20 protein-coding genes and 1 pseudogene are annotated in these 18,104 nt (G+C 59.4%); 9 read left to right on the top strand and 12 right to left on the bottom strand.

Features of this window, described 5'->3' with window-relative positions:
* Positions 1 to 103: 103 nt before the first annotated feature.
* Complete coding sequence (locus OH764_RS28915; RefSeq protein WP_498849499.1) at positions 104 to 742, bottom strand: hypothetical protein; 639 nt, start codon at positions 740 to 742, stop codon at positions 104 to 106.
* A gap of 794 nt (positions 743 to 1,536) precedes the next feature.
* Between OH764_RS28915 and OH764_RS28910 the strand changes: the two genes are divergently transcribed.
* The 3 genes from OH764_RS28910 (at position 1,537) to OH764_RS28900 (ending at position 3,206) form a co-directional block, all read left to right on the top strand.
* Positions 1,537 to 2,142 carry a hypothetical protein gene (locus OH764_RS28910; RefSeq protein ID WP_498849498.1) on the top strand — a complete coding sequence of 202 codons (606 nt, stop codon included), beginning with the start codon at positions 1,537 to 1,539 and terminating at the stop codon, positions 2,140 to 2,142.
* 361 nt (positions 2,143 to 2,503) lie between these two features.
* Complete coding sequence (locus tag OH764_RS28905) at positions 2,504 to 2,746, top strand: glutathione S-transferase family protein (protein WP_498849497.1); 243 nt, start codon at positions 2,504 to 2,506, stop codon at positions 2,744 to 2,746.
* Positions 2,694 to 3,206, top strand: a complete 513-nt coding sequence (locus OH764_RS28900) for a hypothetical protein (protein ID WP_498851348.1) — start codon at positions 2,694 to 2,696, stop codon at positions 3,204 to 3,206. Before OH764_RS28905 ends, OH764_RS28900 begins: the two co-directional genes overlap by 53 nt.
* Before the next feature lie 123 nt (positions 3,207 to 3,329).
* Here the strand turns inward: OH764_RS28900 and OH764_RS28895 are convergent, their stop codons facing one another.
* Complete coding sequence (locus tag OH764_RS28895) at positions 3,330 to 4,262, bottom strand: LysR family transcriptional regulator (protein WP_498851320.1); 933 nt, start codon at positions 4,260 to 4,262, stop codon at positions 3,330 to 3,332.
* Between the two features lie 175 nt (positions 4,263 to 4,437).
* On the opposite strand from OH764_RS28895, the gene OH764_RS28890 reads away from it, so the two are divergent.
* From OH764_RS28890 to OH764_RS28875, 4 genes are all read left to right on the top strand, one after another.
* Positions 4,438 to 4,806, top strand: coding sequence for a DUF4148 domain-containing protein (locus OH764_RS28890; protein WP_498849496.1), 369 nt, complete (start codon positions 4,438 to 4,440; stop codon positions 4,804 to 4,806).
* A 48-nt stretch (positions 4,807 to 4,854) separates the two neighbouring features.
* Positions 4,855 to 6,168 carry a serine hydrolase domain-containing protein gene (locus OH764_RS28885; RefSeq protein ID WP_498849495.1) on the top strand — a complete coding sequence of 438 codons (1,314 nt, stop codon included), beginning with the start codon at positions 4,855 to 4,857 and terminating at the stop codon, positions 6,166 to 6,168.
* Between the two features lie 63 nt (positions 6,169 to 6,231).
* Positions 6,232 to 7,098: a Rossmann-fold NAD(P)-binding domain-containing protein gene (locus OH764_RS28880; protein ID WP_498849494.1), complete on the top strand. Its 867-nt coding sequence runs from the start codon at positions 6,232 to 6,234 to the stop codon at positions 7,096 to 7,098.
* A 77-nt stretch (positions 7,099 to 7,175) separates the two neighbouring features.
* Positions 7,176 to 8,195 carry an aldo/keto reductase gene (locus tag OH764_RS28875; RefSeq protein WP_498849493.1) on the top strand — a complete coding sequence of 340 codons (1,020 nt, stop codon included), beginning with the start codon at positions 7,176 to 7,178 and terminating at the stop codon, positions 8,193 to 8,195.
* 106 nt (positions 8,196 to 8,301) lie between these two features.
* Here the strand turns inward: OH764_RS28875 and OH764_RS28870 are convergent, their stop codons facing one another.
* The 5 genes and pseudogenes from OH764_RS28870 to OH764_RS28850 form a co-directional block, all read right to left on the bottom strand.
* The gene (locus OH764_RS28870; protein WP_498849492.1) at positions 8,302 to 8,439 is read right to left on the bottom strand and encodes a hypothetical protein; all 138 of its coding nucleotides are present in this window, start codon (positions 8,437 to 8,439) and stop codon (positions 8,302 to 8,304) included.
* A gap of 257 nt (positions 8,440 to 8,696) precedes the next feature.
* Positions 8,697 to 9,020: an NAD-binding protein gene (locus tag OH764_RS28865; RefSeq protein WP_498851319.1), complete on the bottom strand. Its 324-nt coding sequence runs from the start codon at positions 9,018 to 9,020 to the stop codon at positions 8,697 to 8,699.
* 108 nt (positions 9,021 to 9,128) lie between these two features.
* Positions 9,129 to 9,263, bottom strand: a pseudogene (locus OH764_RS28860) (NAD(P)-binding domain-containing protein); the annotation flags it as partial.
* Positions 9,202 to 9,585, bottom strand: a complete 384-nt coding sequence (locus OH764_RS28855) for an NAD(P)-binding domain-containing protein (RefSeq protein WP_498849491.1) — start codon at positions 9,583 to 9,585, stop codon at positions 9,202 to 9,204. The gene OH764_RS28855 and the pseudogene OH764_RS28860, both read right to left, overlap by 62 nt.
* 538 nt (positions 9,586 to 10,123) lie before the next feature.
* A protein-coding gene (locus tag OH764_RS28850; protein WP_498848630.1) for an IS3 family transposase occupies positions 10,124 to 11,307 on the bottom strand; the annotation gives its coding sequence in 2 pieces (ribosomal slippage) (positions 10,124 to 11,043 and positions 11,043 to 11,307; 1,185 coding nt in all).
* A 269-nt stretch (positions 11,308 to 11,576) separates the two neighbouring features.
* Between OH764_RS28850 and OH764_RS28845 the strand changes: the two genes are divergently transcribed.
* Positions 11,577 to 12,365, top strand: coding sequence for a COG4705 family protein (locus OH764_RS28845; protein WP_498849490.1), 789 nt, complete (start codon positions 11,577 to 11,579; stop codon positions 12,363 to 12,365).
* A gap of 63 nt (positions 12,366 to 12,428) precedes the next feature.
* Here the strand turns inward: OH764_RS28845 and arsH are convergent, their stop codons facing one another.
* From arsH to OH764_RS28820, 5 genes are all read right to left on the bottom strand, one after another.
* The gene (arsH, locus tag OH764_RS28840; RefSeq protein WP_498849489.1) at positions 12,429 to 13,193 is read right to left on the bottom strand and encodes an arsenical resistance protein ArsH; all 765 of its coding nucleotides are present in this window, start codon (positions 13,191 to 13,193) and stop codon (positions 12,429 to 12,431) included.
* Positions 13,194 to 13,205: 12 nt separating this feature from the next.
* On the bottom strand, positions 13,206 to 14,033 hold the full coding sequence (gene arsC, locus OH764_RS28835; RefSeq protein ID WP_498849488.1) for an arsenate reductase (glutaredoxin): 828 nt from the start codon (positions 14,031 to 14,033) through the stop codon (positions 13,206 to 13,208).
* Positions 14,034 to 14,042: 9 nt separating this feature from the next.
* A complete protein-coding gene (gene arsB, locus OH764_RS28830) occupies positions 14,043 to 15,113 on the bottom strand; it encodes an arsenic resistance protein (RefSeq protein WP_498849487.1) in 1,071 nt (356 codons plus the stop codon).
* Positions 15,114 to 15,180: 67 nt separating this feature from the next.
* A complete protein-coding gene (locus OH764_RS28825) occupies positions 15,181 to 15,513 on the bottom strand; it encodes an ArsR/SmtB family transcription factor (protein WP_410799266.1) in 333 nt (110 codons plus the stop codon).
* A gap of 297 nt (positions 15,514 to 15,810) precedes the next feature.
* Positions 15,811 to 16,974, bottom strand: coding sequence for a porin (locus OH764_RS28820; RefSeq protein WP_498849486.1), 1,164 nt, complete (start codon positions 16,972 to 16,974; stop codon positions 15,811 to 15,813).
* Between the two features lie 272 nt (positions 16,975 to 17,246).
* On the opposite strand from OH764_RS28820, the gene OH764_RS28815 reads away from it, so the two are divergent.
* Positions 17,247 to 18,062: a MetQ/NlpA family ABC transporter substrate-binding protein gene (locus OH764_RS28815; RefSeq protein WP_498849485.1), complete on the top strand. Its 816-nt coding sequence runs from the start codon at positions 17,247 to 17,249 to the stop codon at positions 18,060 to 18,062.
* Positions 18,063 to 18,104: the final 42 nt, after the last annotated feature.

Here is an 18,104-nt window from a genome sequence, read left to right as displayed (position 1 = left end):
GCGGTTCATTGCTGAGGCTTCTCTGTAGGGCATGACAACAACGCTTGACCAACGCTTAACCGGTTTTCCGTTCCACTGCACCTCAGACCCTATCATCGCGGCGCTATTGGCAGGTCACATTCACATTGGATATGTCGCCGTCCGGGACGGTGCCGCTGCCGTTCGTCACTACGCAGGTGCGCGTTGGTGGGATTGGTTGCGCCGAGACCGTCACCGAATAAGCGTCACCGTATCGCACCTTCGTGGGAAAGTTGAAACTGCCGTTAGCTGCGAGAGCGAGGGAATTCGCGCCATTGTTTTGCAGCGTGACGGTCGTACCCGGTGCGAGGCCATTCAGTGTGCCACCCAAAGTATGACTGTTTGGACTACAGACGACGTTAACATTTGCGTCGGCCGGGCCGTAGCCGCTTCCGTCCTGGTGGTAGATAGTGCATGACTGCCCGACCGGCTGGGTTAGAACCGTGACGCTAAAGTTGCGGGAGCTGTCCACCGTATTGTTAAACGAAAATCCTCCGTTGTTGCTCAGCGTCAGATTGTCGGTGCCGTTGTCTTGAAGGGTAACCGAACTGTTGGCGAGAAGCCCGGAAAGGCTGCCACCAACCGTATAGCAAGTGCCCTCGTCCAGACAGTCGGAACCACCCCCGCACGAAGACAATGTCAGTGCGATCGCAGCGGCAGCCAGATACGGGCGACGATGAAACCGCTGATGCGCGCTTTCGGCTGAGGAGTAAGCGGAGTTCATCTAGAGCAACCTTAGGTCTGCACAAAAGGTCTAATTTGCGTCGTCGTGTAACGCGTGTGTCGGCGCTCGACGATCAAAATAAGGTCGGACGGGGAACCGACCGCGCTGCACCGGAACGATCACGACCTATGCTCACACCGGGCAGGACCGCCGTCGGCGGCCATGTCGGCTGTGTCAAACCACACGCTTCAATCGAGGCTTGTCGAAGCTGCGCAGGCGGGAACAGGTCACAACACTTCAGTCGTCATTTCCAGCATCGTTTGACAGCCCGCGTGTGGAGCGCAGTCGTGAAAGTTCGACGTATTGCGCAGATCGCGAGAGCGGCTGGCTTACCCGGCAACCTGCGAATAAATTATCACCACATCATTACGGAGGCTATGCTTCGCATCCGTCCCCGACAACCGGGCAAACCCGAGCGTGCGCTGCAGCAAACTAAGTGGGGCTTGGTCCGACGTCCCGTAGTGGGTCGGTTTGGTGCGTTCGCCATCGGTCCGCGTTCGCCAAGGCGGCTAATGCGTACAGTCGGCCAGAAGCGGCCGGTCGACAGGGTTATTTGGATCGTCAACAAACGAAGCACACCCGTGGCGCACGCTTTCCGTTGTTTCCGTATGAATTTGACCCAGCATTTCTGCAATGAACCGTCGGCGCTACGCTCAAGTTTCTCTCTGACGAGCCGTTAGATTTGATACGACAGTCTTTCACGTGTGCCTTGAAAAAGGGTTATGTGTGGCGCTGCGTGGATCCGTCTGAGCGAAGTTCATTTCGACAACAATTATCTCTGCAATTGAGAAAGCATGAAGGCGATTGTCGCGGTTCTCATCTTAAGCGTTGTTCTATGGGGATGCGCTTCGGCTGTCAGCGAACGGGTGGCCACCAATTACACTGCGGTCGGTGCGGCAGCCCAGCGTCGCGGCGATTGGGACACTGCACGTCGAGCTTTTGCCCGTGCAACCCTAAACGCTGATCAAGCGGGCTTGCCTCCAGCGAGCAGGGCTATCGCACATTACGAATACGGGCGTTCGTTGGGCGTCACCTGTTTCTTTGACGGATCCGAACGCGAACTTAACGCGGCTTACGAGCTTGACAAACAAGCAGGTCAACCTCTTTTTCTGTCATTGATCGAACTGGCTCGGTTGAATCTGGACCAGAAGAAGTTTTCGCAATCCGCCGCATACTTCGAACGCGCAATGCCGTTCTTGGACGGAGCGAATGTCGCGGACCAAGCACCTGTTGCGTATTCCGATATTCTGAACGAATACGCACGCGCCCTTGCTGGAGCAGGACGCTCCGCGGAAGCCAAACCGCTGACCGACCGCGCGACGGCGCTTCGAGACGCCGCGCTCAACAAGCGCTCGATTACCGATCGGACGCCGTACGGCAAATTCTGCAGCAAATCCTAACCGCTGGCACCTCTGCGCCTTCGCGGACACTTGCGAACCTCCGCTTCGGAAAGTGTTGAACGGCTCCTGCGGGTCGATTATGCGCAGTCGCTCCGGTACGTGGGTCGGGGACGAGCGGCGAGCCTGGTCATGGAACGCAGTGCGGCCATGAAGCGACGTTCGACGCTCCGGCCGAGATCGTCAACAATATGGCCGCATGCCGAGGTAAACCAGATTGTTGGAATACTGGATGCCTATGCGTATCGAACGCTTGTTTGGGACATATACGTTGAGCGCGTGGTTTCAGCTCGCCAAGGCCGGTTAGCAAATGAGCAGACGATCGCCGCCGCCCTGCCGCGTGCCGCTGTAATGTTTATCTGAGTTGACCCGGCTGTCCGACGACCAAGGGTTCCTGATCGGCGGTAGTGTCACACTTGCCGATCTGTACGCCGCTCCAATCTTCGCATACTTCGTGGGGCTCCTGAAGCCGTTTCATCCGCGACAGCATGTCCCGGACGCAGCCGTAATCGGCCGCGTTCGGCACACAACGGCCCAGGAGCAGACGTTCGACCATGGGTCAGAGATCGTCAACAATCCCGTTCTTTGCATTGCTGGACCGGTATAGTAATGAGCCGCTCAACGACGACGATGGACCTGTAATGCAGTTAACCCTTGAGCCCCTATGGCGCGATCACGACGGCATGGTTCAACTTCAATTTTCCATGGAAGGCGCCGGCTTCGCAGCAACAATAGATTTTTACTCTTACCGAGACGCATTAGAAGAATTCGGCCGTGCCTTGCAGGAGTTCCCTCGTTCATTGACAGATGAAGTGGTGTTTGAGAACAGCACAAGTGCCACGAATTCATACGGCTGGCTGGTTCTCCGCGCGTTTGTCTTCGACAGCGTTGGCCATTCGGCGCTTGAGGTCGAGTGTCAAAGAAACGGTACACGTCTTGTTAGCGCCCGATCTCGCTTCGCAGTTGAGCTCGAGCCAGCAACGCTCATTAGGCTAGGCCGTGGACTCGCGAGTTGGGCGTCGGGGGTCAGCGAACTCTCGTTTGTGTTTGACTCCGACGAGAGATAGGCGGCCGTGGTCGCGAACGGTAACAGACGGCCAAAAGTGGACGTTCGTGGTCTGATCATGGGAGACCGCAACCCATAAGTAACCGGCCGTTCGATATTGCCTCGCCAGTCCGCCGCAACAGTGCTAGCACGTGCCGACGCGCTCGTGATTGCCCGTCAGTTCGGCAATGAAGTCAAGAAAAGCTCTGGTCTTTGCCGGCACGTGATGCCGGGATGGGTAGTAGACGTATAAGGGATACCGCTCGTCCGCCCATTCGGGAAAGAGGTTGATCAATCGGCCGTCGGCAATCAGTGGCTCGGCACCGAGCAGCAACATCTGCGCAATTCCAGAACCGGCGAGGCATGCGTCGAGAAGGGCACCCGGATCGTTGACCGTGAGGCGCCCCCCGCTACTAATCACAATGCGTTTTCGCTTGCGATGGAATTCCCACGGGAAAGGCTTGCCTGTCTCCGGGTTGCGAAATTCAAGGCATCTGTGGCTTCGGCTTTCCAGGTCCTCGGGTTTTGCTGGCCGTCCCCAACGAGCGACGTATGAGGGCGCCGCGACCGTCACAATGCCGGTATCGAGCAGCTTTCGCGCGATCAGGGATGATGCTCGGGGTTCGCCGAATCGCACGGCGAGATCGAAGCCGTCCATGACTAGATCGCCAAGACTGTCTCGCGCGATGAACTCGATTTCGAGGTCGGGGTGCGTGTCCATGAACGCATCGAGTTGTCGCCCAAGAATGGTCCGGTAGACGACGGGGTCCAGATTGATTCTGAGCTTTCCGCGGACAGCCGACGCGCCACCTGCCGCAGCGGCGGCTGCTTCCTCCAGCCCGGCGAGATGGGGCATAACCTGCTCGTAAAAGCGGCGGCCCTCTTCCGTCAGGGAGACGGAGCGCGTCGTTCGGTTGAAAAGCCGGATGTTCAGCCTTTTTTCCAGCCGTGCAATCGCCCGACTGACGCCCGGCGGCGTCATTCCTATTGCTTCGGAAGCGGCTGCAAACGTCCCCGCATCCACTACGGCGGCGAACACGCTAACGCTGCCGGACAGCTTCTCGCTACTGGATCTCATGGTTGCTCGAGCTAATACGGGTGGCAGGTCGCGACCGACCAACTGAAGGCCAGCGCGCCACTGCTGCACCGTGCAGTAGTGCTGGACGTCTTCGTTGATCATGCCGCATTGGTGACGCGCTGTCACTTATCAGATGCCATCCGAGTCATTTTGTTTCGTTCGGCGTGTGTGCAGAATGCGTCTCACCGAGGCATCCGGTCCCGCCAATCGAAAGGAAATTGCCATGCGAAGCCGTATTTTCATCGTTGCCTTAGCAACCGCTCTTCCAGTCGCCGCACATGCGCAGATCGGCGCTTCGGGCGCGACGCGCGAGCAGGTACGCGAGGAGCTGGTGCAACTCGAGCGGGCCGGGTATCGACCGAGCCGCGCCAACAACCCCCATTACCCGAATAGCCTGCTGGCAGCCGAGGCGCGAATTCGCGCGCCTGGAAGCGCCGATCCGTATGCCGTCAACGCCCTGGGCGGCGTAGCGAATGATAGGTCAGCTACGGGGAGTCGCATCACCGGGAACGGGGCGCAGCACGCGTTTTTCGCCCATCACTGAAGCACCGTGATGCCGCGCTTTATTCATTCATTCGGGAAGAAACGGAAAATGGCAGTTCAAACAGATCGTCGTCGTCTTCTGAAGGGTGCGTCGAGCCTGCTGGCTCTTGCGACACTTGGTGGCGTCGCAAGCCGCGACGCGCGGGCAGTATTGCCGCGCGCGAGTGGCGACGCCGCGCTGGCCCATCACCCGGCCTACAGTTCGATCGATCAATGCCTGCAGACGGCGGTGGACGACGGCACGGTTGCCGGTGTTGTCGCCATGGGCGCAAACGACCGCGGACTGGTTTACGAGGGAGCATGTGGCCGGGCGAACGCCCGCACTGGCGAGGTCATTAGTCCCGACACAGTCTTCTGGCTTCTCTCGATGACAAAGGCGATTACCGCAACCGCGTGCATGCAGCTCGTCGAACAGGGCCGGCTGCGGCTGGATCAACCTGCGGGCGAGATCCTGCCGCAGTTGAAGTCGCCTCAGATACTTGACGGATTCGATGCCTCCGGGCAGCCGAAGCTGCGTCCAGCGCGCAATGCGATCACGGTGCGTCATCTGCTGACGCATACCTCCGGCTTCACGTACAGCATCTGGAGCGACAAGCTCAGCCGGTACGAGAAGGTGACGGGCATGCCGGACATAGGCTATTCGATGAACGGTGCATTCGCGGCGCCGCTCGAATTCGAGCCGGGCGACCGCTGGGAGTACGGCATCAGCATGGACTGGGTCGGCAAACTGGTCGAGGCCGTGACCGACCAGTCGCTGGAGGTCTATTTCCGCGAGCACATCTTCGAGCCGCTGGGCATGTGCAATACGGGCTTCCTTATCCGCAGCGCGCAGAAGCAGCGCGTAGCGACCATGCACCGGCGTCAAGCGGACGGTTCACTTGCGCCCGAGCCGTTCGAGATCAACCAGCGCCCCGAATTTTTCATGGGCGGAGGCGGGCTCTTCAGCACGCCGCGCGACTACATGGCGTTCCTGCAGATGCTGTTGAACGGCGGCACGTATCGCGGCGAACGCGTGCTACGCGCCGACACCGTCGCGACGATGTTGCGCAATCACATTGGCGATCTGCAGGTCACGGAAATGAAGACGGCGCAGCCGTCGTGGTCGAACAGCTTCGATCAGTTTCCGGGCACAGCGCACAAGTGGGGGCTGTCGTTCGACATCAATACAGAGCAAGGAGCCCACGGACGAAGCGCAGGTAGCGTGAGCTGGGCCGGGCTGTTGAACACCTACTTCTGGGTGGATCCGGTCAAGCGCGTCGCCGGATCGCTCTTTACGCAGGTGCTGCCCTTCTACGATGCGCGCGTCGTGAATCTCTACGGACAGTTCGAGCAGGCGTTTTACGACGGTTTGCGTCGCGCCTGAGCGATTAACCGTCGAGACATCGACGCTGCGTCAACTTACGTACCCACACATGGAGAACGAGCAATGCATGCAATAACAGGAATCACCGGCAAGGTCGGCGGCGCACTGGCCCGCGAGCTGCTGGCCTCTGGTCAGCCGGTGCGCGCCGTCGTGCGCGACGCGATGCGGGCAGGGTCGTGGGCGGAGCGCGGTTGCGAGATCGCGACGGCCTTCATGGAAGACGCTTCCTCGCTCGCCGCTGCGTTCGAAGGCGCGACGGGCGTTTTCATCCTGCCTCCTTCGGAGTTCGATCCGGAGCCCGAGTTTCCTGAAGCGCGGAAGGTGATCGAGGCTGTGTCCGCAGCGCTCCTGAAGGCGCAGCCCGACAAGGTCGTTTGCCTCTCGACGATCGGCGCACAGGCCGACGAGGTCAACCTGCTCACTCAACGCACGCTGATGGAGCAGAAGCTGCGCGAGATGCCGATGCCCGTGACGTTCCTGCGGCCTGGCTGGTTCATGGAGAACGCCGCATGGGATGTCGCGTCCGCAAGCGACGATGGCGTCATCGCAAGCTACCTGCAGCCGCTCGACAAGCCCGTGCCGATGGTCGCCACTGCTGACGTAGGCCGTGTTGCGGCCGAACTGCTCCAGCAGACGTGGCGCGGTGTGCGCGTCGTCGAGCTTGAGGGCCCGCGCCGGGTGAGTCCCAACGATCTCGCATTGGCCTTCGCCCGCGTGTTGGGCCGCAAGGTACGCGCGGAAGTTGTCGACAGGCAGACGTGGGAAGCGCTGTTCCGCACGCAGGGCATGAAGCATCCTCTACCTCGCATGCGCATGCTGGACGGTTTCAACGAAGGCTGGATCGATTTCGAGAGTTATCCTGATGAAATCATGCGCGGCCACGTCGAACTGGAGACGGTTCTGCGCACGCTTGCATCGCGTCCGGTCTGACCGGAGTCGACGGGGCGACGCGTGGAGTACGCATCGCCCGACCCATGCATCAGGTCCGTTCAAACAAGGAATACACGATGGAATACAGCACACTTGGTAGAACTGGTCTACGCGTCTCACGGCTGAGCCTGGGCGCAATGACGTTCGGTGCCGGCTCGGGCATCTGGGGCAATATTGCCGGATTGGACAGCGATCAGGCCGCTCGGCTCGTCGCGATGGCCGTGGAACGCGGCGTCAACTTGATCGACACGGCGGACGCTTATTCGCAGGGCCGCTCCGAAGAAGTCGTGGGCCAGGTGCTAAAAGCGCTGGGGCTGGACGAAGATCGAATGCTCGTGGCGACCAAGGTCCGACTACGCACCGGCACCGGCCAGAACGAAGTCGGGTTGGGTCGCTCGCATATCATGCGCTCGGTCGAGACAAGCCTGAAGAGACTCGGCCGCGATCACATCGACCTGTTCCAGTTGCATGACCGCGATGCGCTCGTTCCGCTCGACGAGACCCTTCGTGTGCTCGACGACCTCGTCACCCAAGGCAAGGTCCGCCATATTGGCGTGTGCAATTTCAGTGCAGCCGATCTGGAGCGAGCCGTCGGCATAGCATCCCGCACCGATCGCGCTCATGTCGCGAGCAATCAGGTGCACTACTCGCTGACGAGCCGCGATATCGAACACGAAATCATGCCAGTTGCAGCGACAAACAGGATGGGCCTTCTGGTCTGGAGTCCGCTCGCGGGTGGCTACCTAAGCGGCAAGTACTCACGCAACGGCGAAGCTGTCGGGCGGCGTACGAAGCTCGACTTTCCTCCGGTCGACACAGTCAAGGCCGAGCCGATCCTCGCGGTATTGCGTGAAGTTGCCGGCGAACTGGCGGCCACTCCAGCTCAGGTCACATTAGGCTGGTTGCTTGCGCGCGAGCAGATCACTTCTGTCATCGTCGGAGCCCGCACGTGCGAGCAGCTTGCAGCTAACCTCGATGCGCAGAATCTCGCACTAACCTCCGAACAGTGCGCGCGCCTCGATAAAGTCTCTGAACCGCCGGTGCCGTTCCCCTACTGGATGCAACGCTTCCATGACCGGGACCGCGTCTGCGGATGATCGGCAGGGCGTCGGGAATCTTGGCTGCGCGAGGTGGTTGAATTGGGAATGCCCGTGGCCGTGTGCGGCAGCTAATCCTCGGTGCGATGAGTGTGAAAGATCATCGCTACGAAAACGACTTCTGCAGACCTTCCTTGCGAACGCGCAGCTGCGTGCTCATCGTGACCGACACGATGACGACCGCAGCGACGATCAGCGACACAAGCGTTTCGATCTCGCTTGCCGGGGTCACGTAGTTCAGCACGATGCACAGTCAATCGAAAATGCCCGGACAGACGAGGGCCCGCGCCGGCGCGCCTCGTCAAGCGCTGAGACGCCTCTATAAGCTAGCCAGGAAGCCGTGTTCACGCTCCACTCATCAAGAGCGGATGGATCAAACAAAGACACAGAAGCCTTCCTGAATATCAGGTTGGTCGAGGGAAATTCCACCTTCGAGGCCGCCTGAACTTCAGATAAATAGTCGTGGAAAAGCACGATAGTCGAATTCACGTGGTGATCAGGTCAGTTGCAATTCACGATTTGCGAAATATCGGAGTCTCCAAATCCTTCATCGACCGCGCGTGTGAGCCATTCCCTCACGCGCGCTGCAATGGGCAGTCGCACACAGCTTTCACGCGCGAGCTGCTCCACGGCATCAAGGTCTTTCAACATCGTGCGGATTGAACCTGTGGGCTGCTCAGGCGCCACGACCATGCGCGGTTGAAGTGTCTGCAAGAGAACTGAGTCGGCCCATCCGCCCGCGAGTGCCGCGGGCAATCGAGCGGCATCTACGCCTGTATGCTGCGCGAGAAGCGTCGCCTCGGCTATTGCAGCGATGGAGGTCATGACGATAGTCTGATTGGCAAGCTTCGTTGCCTGTCCTGCGCCCGATTCGCCCATATGAGTGATGTTGGCTCCATACGCAGCGAGCACTGGCGATACATCTTCAATAGTCGACGCATCCCCTCCAGCAAAAATCGCCAGTGTGCCTGCGCAGGCCCCTGCAGTGCCGCCAGATACTGGGGCGTCAACCCATGCTCCCCCCCGTGGTTCTACGCCAACGCGTAGAAAGCGAGCGGGTTTGCGCAGGCGTAATGGTTGAGTGGTCAACGACCGTGAGGGACGTGGAGCCCGCACCTTCGGCGAGTCCGTTCGGACCGAATACGACGTCTTCGACGGCTCGGCCGTCTGCCAGACACAACAGCACAATATCAGCATGCGCGGCGATTTCGGCCGGTGTTTTACAGGCAAAGCAATGCCCGGCGAAATTCCGCGCCAGTGCCTGCGTTTTTTCCGTTGAGCGATTCCAGATAGCCACGTGCCGACCAGTGTTGATGAGGCGTTGCATCATCGGCATGCCCATTTTTCTCGTTCCGCAGAAGCCAACGCGAAGCTCATCCAATTGTTTCATATTCACCGTCCTGATTCATGGTCGCTCTGCTCTCCCGTAGAAACGGATACCGAGCGAGCGCGTCAATTTTTCGTTTCCGTGAAGATTAGAGTCGCGTGGTAGCTATTTGCAAATCAATATTTCGAAGGTACTCATTACGCGGCAGTTATGAATATGCGACCGATTCCTCAAGCGGTATGGATCAGTTGAACATGAGAATCAGGTAATGCGTCGAGAGAAGAAAGTCATTCGAAATCGCATGCATGCATCGTTATCCTCTCCTGATGCGGCGGGGTCGAACGCCTCAGCCCAAGCAAGTTGAACTAGCCGGATGCCGAACGGGCAGTAACGTTTGACACTCTTCACACACGAAGGGTCGTTTCCGATGTGACCCGTCTACGGCCACGGCGCTACACCGAGCTTGAGGCGATGTGCGCTCCCTGCCGGTCCGACAACTGGGCCCGCTTGCAGCCCCATGAACATACGTCACTCTACCGCAACGCTGAACACTCACGGTCTGACCTTGCCCTCGTTTGACGAATCCCATAGCTGGGGGGAATTATGCGGCTTCGCCTCGCTGAGCTGCGAACCAGTTCTTTTCGAACGTCATGGGGCTGACGTAATCGAGCGTTGAATGTAACCGACGCGCATTGTAAAAGCCCAGCCAGTCAATCACCTCATCCATTACTGCTCGCCGAGTGGCGAAGTGTCGTCCGTGCATGCGTGCTACCTTCAGCGAACCCCATAGACTTTCCGTCGGCGAATTATCCCAACAATTTCCACGTCGGCTCATCGACGAACGCATGCCGTAGGCCTTCAATGTGTCCTGAAACAGGCCGCTGCAATATTGGCTGCCCCTGTCGCTATGCACGATTACGCCGGCGTCAGGGCGACGCCGGAACCACGCCATTCGCAATGCGTCCGTGACTAGTTCAGCTTTCATGTGTGGCTGCATCGACCAGCCCACCACCTGCCTGCTGAACAGGTCGATGATAACCGCGAGGTAGACCCAGCCTTCGGCTGTCGCCAGGTACGTGATGTCGGTCGTCCAGACCTGGTTCGGTGCGTTAGCGGTGAAGTTGCGCTCCAACAGATTCGGCGCCACCGGCAAATCGTGGTTAGAGTTTGTCGTCGCGATGTACTTGCGCTTGTGGCGAGCTCGAATGCCATGCTGCGCCATCAGTTTGCGAACCCGTTCTTTACCCACGCGCACGCCTTGTGTGAGCAACTCCCTCCACATGCGGGGCCAGCCGTATTCGCCTTTAACCTGCGTGTGAATTGCCTTGACTTGCGCGAGCAGTGCATCGTTGCTTACGCGGCTTCGGTGCGGCTTGTCCTGCGCGGTGCGTTGCCGGCGCTGATGATATCCGCTGGGACTGACTTCCAGCACTTCGCATAGCACCGAGACTGGCCAGTAGCGTCGATTGTGCTCGATGAAGGCGTACTTCACATCGATTCCTTCGCGAAGTACGCTGCGCACTTTTTTAATATATCTCGCTCCATCTTCAGGCGCGCTACCTCCGCACGCAGCCGCGCCAGCTCCATCTGTTCCGGGCTCACGGGCTTCGTGCCTGCTCCCGCGAGCTTGCCTTCCCGGTCAGCCTTCACCCAGTTGTACAGTGTCTGTTCAACCACACCCAGTGTCGCCGCCACTGCTGCCATGCTTTGCCCGGCTTTCACCAACCGTACCGCTTCCAGCTTGAACTCGAGCGTGTACTGTGCTCGCTTTGCCTTGCTTGTCATCGTTCTTCTCCTTGCTTGAGTTTACCTGTTCAGCAAGGGATTCGTTTTTCGGGGGCAAGCTCAGTCCGCCCCGCGCGGAAGGGAATGGGTGCGTGAAATATTAAAGACAGCTTTCATTTTTCGGGGTCTATTGCATGGCCATTCAACGGCGTTTCGGAGTCTATTGCTCAATTTTTTGAGCTATTGTGCAGGGACACACGCTTAAGCAAGCGTTAACCTCTGGCGTTTAAATTGGCGTGCTTATGCAGCTACGAAAATAGGAGTGACTGATGAAAGACAGCGCCATGAACTTTGCAGACGAGGCCGTTAGCAAAGTGCCGCAAGTGACGTTGGGCTTCTGGGTAATCAAGGTCGCGGCCACCACACTGGGTGAAACGGGCGGAGACTGGGTGTCGATGTCGCTGAAACTCGGTTACCTGATTGGTTCGGCGATCTTCCTCGTATTCTTCGTCGCGCTCGTTTCCGCGCAGATCAAGGCGCGCGACTTCCATCCGTTCCTTTATTGGGCGACCATCATCGCAACCACGACGCTTGGCACGACAATGGCCGACTTCGCGGATAGATCGCTCGGCATCGGTTATCCCGGAGGCGTCGCGTTAGTCGTCGCATTGCTAGCGGCGAGTCTCGCGGCCTGGTATCGCTCGCAAGGCACGGTGTCAGTGGAAAGTATCGTCACGGCTAAAGCGGAATGGTTTTACTGGGTCACCATCCTGTTCTCACAAACGCTCGGCACTGCGCTCGGAGACTGGGTCGCGGGCGAAGATCGCGGCGGACTCGGTGTGGGTTACGAATACGGAGCAATGATCTTCGGCGCGGGCTTGCTCGTGGTCGCTGCCCTGTATTTCTGGTCGCGCGTGTCTCGCACGGCGCTTTTCTGGGCAGCGTTCATTCTGACGCGTCCCCTCGGCGCGACGCTTGGGGATTTGCTCGACAAGCCGGTTGCGGAGGGCGGGTTGCACATCAGCCGGTTATACGCGTCGGGCATTCTGCTTGTGTTTATCGTCGCCTGTATCGTGCTTTTGCCGCAACGCTCCGCAAGACGCGCACCTGCTGTTTAACGATGCGTCGATGCGGGGAGAACTGGGACGCGCTATGGCCATTCACCCCAAAGGCCGCGAGCGTTACTCAACCTCGCTTTCGTCCGTGTCGGCTATTTGAGCATTCTGTTCGTGACTCATGGCGGCACTCGCGAGCGCCGTCACGTTTGCCGGTGCCCGCTCCTTGCGCTCGCTGTAGCGGTCGGTCAGGTAATCGGAACGGTCGCGTACGAGCAGAGTGAACTTGAAGAGTTCTTCCATGACGTCGACCACCCGATCGTAGTACGAGGACGGCTTCATCCGTCCGTTCTCGTCGAACTCCTGATATGCCTTGGCGACCGAACTCTGGTTCGGGATCGTCACCATGCGCATCCAGCGGCCCAGTACGCGCAGCGCGTTGACGGCATTGAACGACTGCGAGCCGCCGGACACTTGCATGACTGCCAGCGTGCGCCCTTGCGTGGGACGGATGCTGCCGGAATCGAGCGGCAACCAGTCGATCTGATTCTTGAAAACGCCTGTGAGCGCGCCGTGACGCTCCGGGCTGCACCACACCTGACCCTCGGACCATATCGATAGCGCGCGCAGTTCCGCGACCTTCGGATGGTCCGGCGGGACGCTATCGGCAAGCGGCAGACCGTGCGGATCGAACACCTTTGTCTCTGCGCCGAACTGCTGAAGAATCCGCTCTGCTTCCAGCGTCAGCAATCTGCTGTACGACGTTGGCCTGAGTGAGCCGTATAGAAGAAGAATGCGTGGCGGGTGTTGCGATACCGCCCGCGGTTCGAGCTTCGTAAGATCGGGTATGTCGAGATGAAGAGGGCTGATGTTCGGTAGATCGGTCGGCATTGGCTATGGCGCTTAAAGGGTGATGGCACGCGAAAGCAGGACGGCGCTCGACGGACACAAGTCGGTGGCCTGACGTGTGGCGAGGATCGATGCCGGGGCCGCGTCGCGGCTGACCCGCTTGAAGCCGGACTTCTCGAAGAACGCCGATTCATTCGTTGTGAGCAGCCACCCGGTGCGGGCGCCCGCATCGAAAGCTTCGCGCAACAGAACAGCGAGCACGTTACGGCCGATGCCTTTGCCCCGCTGCTCGGCCGCCACGACAAGCGACCGGATCAGTACATCGCGTCCGTATTGCTCGAAGCCGCCATAACCAAGATGGACACCTGCCAGCGTCGAGAAGGTGAAGAACGAGCGGCCAGACTCGCTCAGATCGTTGATGGGAAGCTTCGCATCGCGCAGTGCCTGCACAAACTCAGCGTTGTTACCTGCGATGCGCCGGGCCACGATAAAAGGCGCACCTTCCTCCTTTAGAATTTCGCGTTCAGGCACGCTTGCAAGGAGGCCGGCCGCTGCATCGGAGGGGCGGCACAAGCGTGTGCCTCGCGGCGTCACGACTATCGGCCGGTTGATCAGTATCGGATGGGCGAGCATTGCGTCGATCAGTTGGGCGTCGCTCACTGCCGGATCGTCGAGTCCGAGTTCCTTATATGGCGTGCCCTTCTTGCGCAGCATGTCCCGGACCGCCATTCCGCTGTCTGCTATCAGTCGTTCGAGCGTTGTGCGATCAGGCGGATTTTGCAGGTACTCGATCACGAGCGGGTTTTCACCGGCTTCGCGCAGCAGCGCGAGCACGTTGCGCGACGTACCGCAGTCGGGGTTGTGATAGATGGTCACGCGCATCGTTTGTCCTCAATATGTTCGGGTTTCATACCAATGTTGCGTCCGGTTCACGACGCCGACGACCAGCAGCATGACGGGCACTTCGATGAGTACACCGACTACGGTGGCGAGTGCCGCGCCCGACTGGAATCCAAACACGCTGATGGCGGTTGCCACTGCCAGTTCGAAGAAGTTGCTTGCACCGATCAGGCTCGATGGACCGGCCACACAGTGCGCGACACCGAGCCTGCGGTTGAGCAGATAGGCGAGGCCGGAGTTCAGGAACACCTGGATCAGGATCGGTACGGCCAGCATCGCGATCACCAGCGGCTCACTCACAATGGCCTGCCCTTGGAACGCGAATAGCAGCACGAGCGTTGCTAGCAGCGCGCAGATCGAATAGGGGCCTAGTCGGGCGACCATGCGTTGAAAGCGTGCTTCGCCATACCGAAGCAGCTGGCGACGGACGACCTGCGCAATGACAACAGGAATGATGATGTAAAGCCCCACTGAAGCGATAAGCGTGTCCCAAGGGACTGCAATCGCGGACAGGCCGAGCAGCAGTGCAACGATAGGCGCAAAAGCGACGATCATGATGGCGTCGTTTAGTGCAACCTGCGATAGCGTGAAGTACGGGTCGCCCTTGCAAAGCTGCGACCAGACAAACACCATCGCCGTACACGGCGCAGCGGCGAGCAGGATAAGCCCTGCGATGTAGCTGTCCAGTTGGTCCGACGGCAACCATGCGGCAAAGACATGGCGCACGAAGATCCAGCCGAGCAGCGCCATCGACAACGGTTTCACAAGCCAGTTGACGAACAGCGTGACACCGATGCCGCGCCAGTGCTCCTTCACCTGCGCCATCGCACCGAAGTCGATCTTGATGAGCATCGGCACGATCATGACCCAGATCAGCACGCCGACCGGAATGTTGACGTGCGCCACTTCCATGCGGGCAATTGCCTGAAACACCAGCGGTAGCCAATGCCCGAGCGCGATGCCTGTAACGATGCAAAGCGCGACCCACACCGTCAGATACCGCTCGAAGAAACCGATACGAGGCGCCTGTGATTGACGTGCCGTTTGCTCAAGACTGCTCATGGGTGAATCCGTAATGGAATAGTGGCGGCTGCTGAAATGCGCTGCAAGATGGCAAACCCGGCAACGTTCATGTCGCCGCTCCTTTACACTGCGGCGCGACTCCAACTCCACAGCCCGCACCCGCACAACAGTTCTCTGTGAGAAAACCGACGAGTCCGCTCATCGCGTCGAAGTTGGCCGAGTAATAGATAAAGCGCCCTTCCTGCTGACCTGTAACCAGCCCGGCGTGCGAAAGGTCCTTCAGATGGAATGACAGGCTCGACGGTGACAGTCCGACCTGCTGCGCGATGTCCCCGGCAGCCATGCCCTCGGGACCTGCTACAACCAGCGCCCGGAAAATGGCGAGTCGCGATTCATGAGCCAGCGCGCCGAGCGCGCGTACGACGAGGTTGGAGTCCATCGCAGCATGATAAGGCTGTCGATTCGATAATTCAAGTATTCTTGAAATGATGGCCTTGCGGACGTCGCTGAACGAATCGATATTGGTTGGCTTGTACTGCGAAGTAGGGGAAGCGAAAGCAGTAAGACGCCAGCGGCGCCGGCGTCTTACTGAGAGGAATAACTGCGCGGTTGCGTAATGTCCTGCTGCAACGCCGGCAATCGACCCCGCTACAACTTGCGGGGTGGTTCGAAAGCAGCGGCGTTTCGACACATAGCGCCGGCGAGGCGCTAACGTCTGCGCCGGCGCGATTGCGCTTTAGAACTTGTGACGCACGCCCACGCGGAATGCCAACTGGTTGTCCGCACCCGTGCCTGACGTGTTGAAGTAGCTCGTGCTCGAACCGATCTGCGCCTGCAGATCCTGCGTGCCGTTGCGGCCCGCTGCGATCTGATAGATGCCGAGTGCGTACACGTCGGTACGCTTGCTCAACGCATAGTCGACGCTCAGGTCGACCTGGTTCCAGTGGCCGCGATTCGCGTTGCTCAGGTGCATGTACGTGTAGCCCGCGCCTGCCGTCAGTGCCGGCGTGAACGCGTACTTCGCGCCCGCTTCATACGCGGCGAAAGTCGTCGCGCCGCCCGTGACCGTCTCGAGGCGCGTGTTCGTGTACAACGCCCACAGCGTCGCTGCGGCGATCGTGTAGCGGCCGCCCACGCCGAAGGTGCGCAGATCGCGGATGTTGCCCGTCGTCACGTTCGCGATGGTCGTCGAGAATGCCGGCGTTGCCTGGCTCGGGTAGCGGATATCCGTGTATGCCGCGCCCACGCCGAACGGACCGTTAGCGTAGTTCAGGCCGAAGCTGTAAGCGCGTGACGAACCCGCGACCGGTGCTGCGGCCGTGCCCGTCGCGGGCGCGCCGGCGAATGCGCCAGCCTGATTCGAGAAGCCATACATCGCGCCGAAGGTCAGGCCCGAGAAATTCGCGCTGCTGAACTTGACCGAGTTGTTGATACGGCTCGACGTCAACTGGTCGACGTCGTTGATGTGGTAAGCGTAGTTGCCCGCGACCGTTTGACCGCCGGTCGAGTAGCTGCCGCCGAGATAGTCGGTCGAGAACGAGTACTGGCGGCCGAACGTCAGCGAGCCGACATTGTTCTGCGACAGACCGACATACGCCTGACGGCCGAACAACGCGCCGCCCTGGCCGAGCGTGCCGTTACCGCTGTTGAAGCCGTTTTCCAGCACGAAAAGCGCCTTCAGGCCGCCACCCAGATCTTCGGTGCCGCGCAGGCCCCAACGGCTGCCTTGCGCGACGCCGTCGTCGTACTTGAAGAGATTGTCGTGACCGGTGGCGGTCTTCGAGTTGTTCACATAGCTGATGCCGGCATCGATCACGCCATACAGGGTGACGCTGCTTTGTGCGTGTGCGGCGCTGGCGAAGACTGCGAGGGTAGCGGCGGCCAATAGTTTTTTGTTCAAAACGTTCTCCGATTAAGAATTAAGCGATCGCAATGCGCTGCTCTTTGGCAAGGTCGTGCGACGGGCTGAAATTTAAGGGAACGCTGAGTAAGGGATGTGACAGGCGGATTGATTTTGAAATCTGTCGCGCGCAAGCGACAGTCAATGGCGATCTCGCGCATAAGCTTCTTCGGACCCGCTCATATAAGCGTGTGAAAAACGATTGGTTTCAGGCGGCCGCCGCTGCATGCGACGATGCGCGCCTGTCAATCAAACCGCTTATGGGGAAACGCATGCAACGCCGCAATATCATCAGAAATCTGCTCGCGCTGGCCAGTGTCGCCGCTCTCTCGCTCACGACAACGTTTGCGCATGCGGACGGCCCGCAGCTTAAGGTCGGCACGATGAGCGGACCCGATGCACAGATCTGGTCGGTCGTGACGAAAGTGGCGGCGCGCGAGGGGCTCAACATCAAAGTGATCGAGTTCAACGACTACGTGCAGCCGAATGCAGCACTAGACGCCGGAGATCTCGACGCTAACGGTTTCCAACACCAGCCGTTTCTCGATAGCCAGATCAAACAGCGCGGCTACAAGATCGCGAATGTCGGCCTGACGTATGTATCGCCAATGGGCTTTTATTCGAAGAAGTTCAAGTCGCTGAAGGACTTGCCCGAAGGGGCGAAGGTGGGAATTCAGAACGATCCGTCCAATGGCAACCGCGCGTTGCTCCTGCTCCAGAAGTACGGTGTCATCAAGCTGAAGCCGGGCGTCGGGACAAACGGCGTCAATGCGACTCCGCTCGACGTGGCTGAGAATCATAAGAAAATCCGGCTCGTGGAACTGGATGCCGCGCAATTGCCGCGCGCGCTTGATGACCTCGACGCGGCGTCGATCAATACCGACTATGCAGTGAAGGCGGGCTTGCAGCCCACCAAAGACGCGATTGCGATCGAAGACCTCAAGGGGCCTTACGCAAACCTCATCGCGGTGCGCGAGAAGGACCGCAATCAGCCTTGGGTGAAGAAACTGGTCGCGGCTTACGAGTCCGATGAAGTGCGCAAGTACATCGACACGCAGTTCAAAGGCGCGATCATCCCCGCGTTTTAAAGGGCTTTTCAGTGTCGCGAGGCTCGCCGGCAGCGGCTAGAA

Source organism: Burkholderia sp. M6-3 (genome assembly GCF_050858985.1).
Classification (GTDB): Bacteria; Pseudomonadota; Gammaproteobacteria; order Burkholderiales; family Burkholderiaceae; genus Paraburkholderia; species Paraburkholderia caledonica.
The sequence above is the reverse complement of the archived record's forward strand: the minus strand, read 5'-3'. Positions and strand labels throughout refer to the sequence as shown.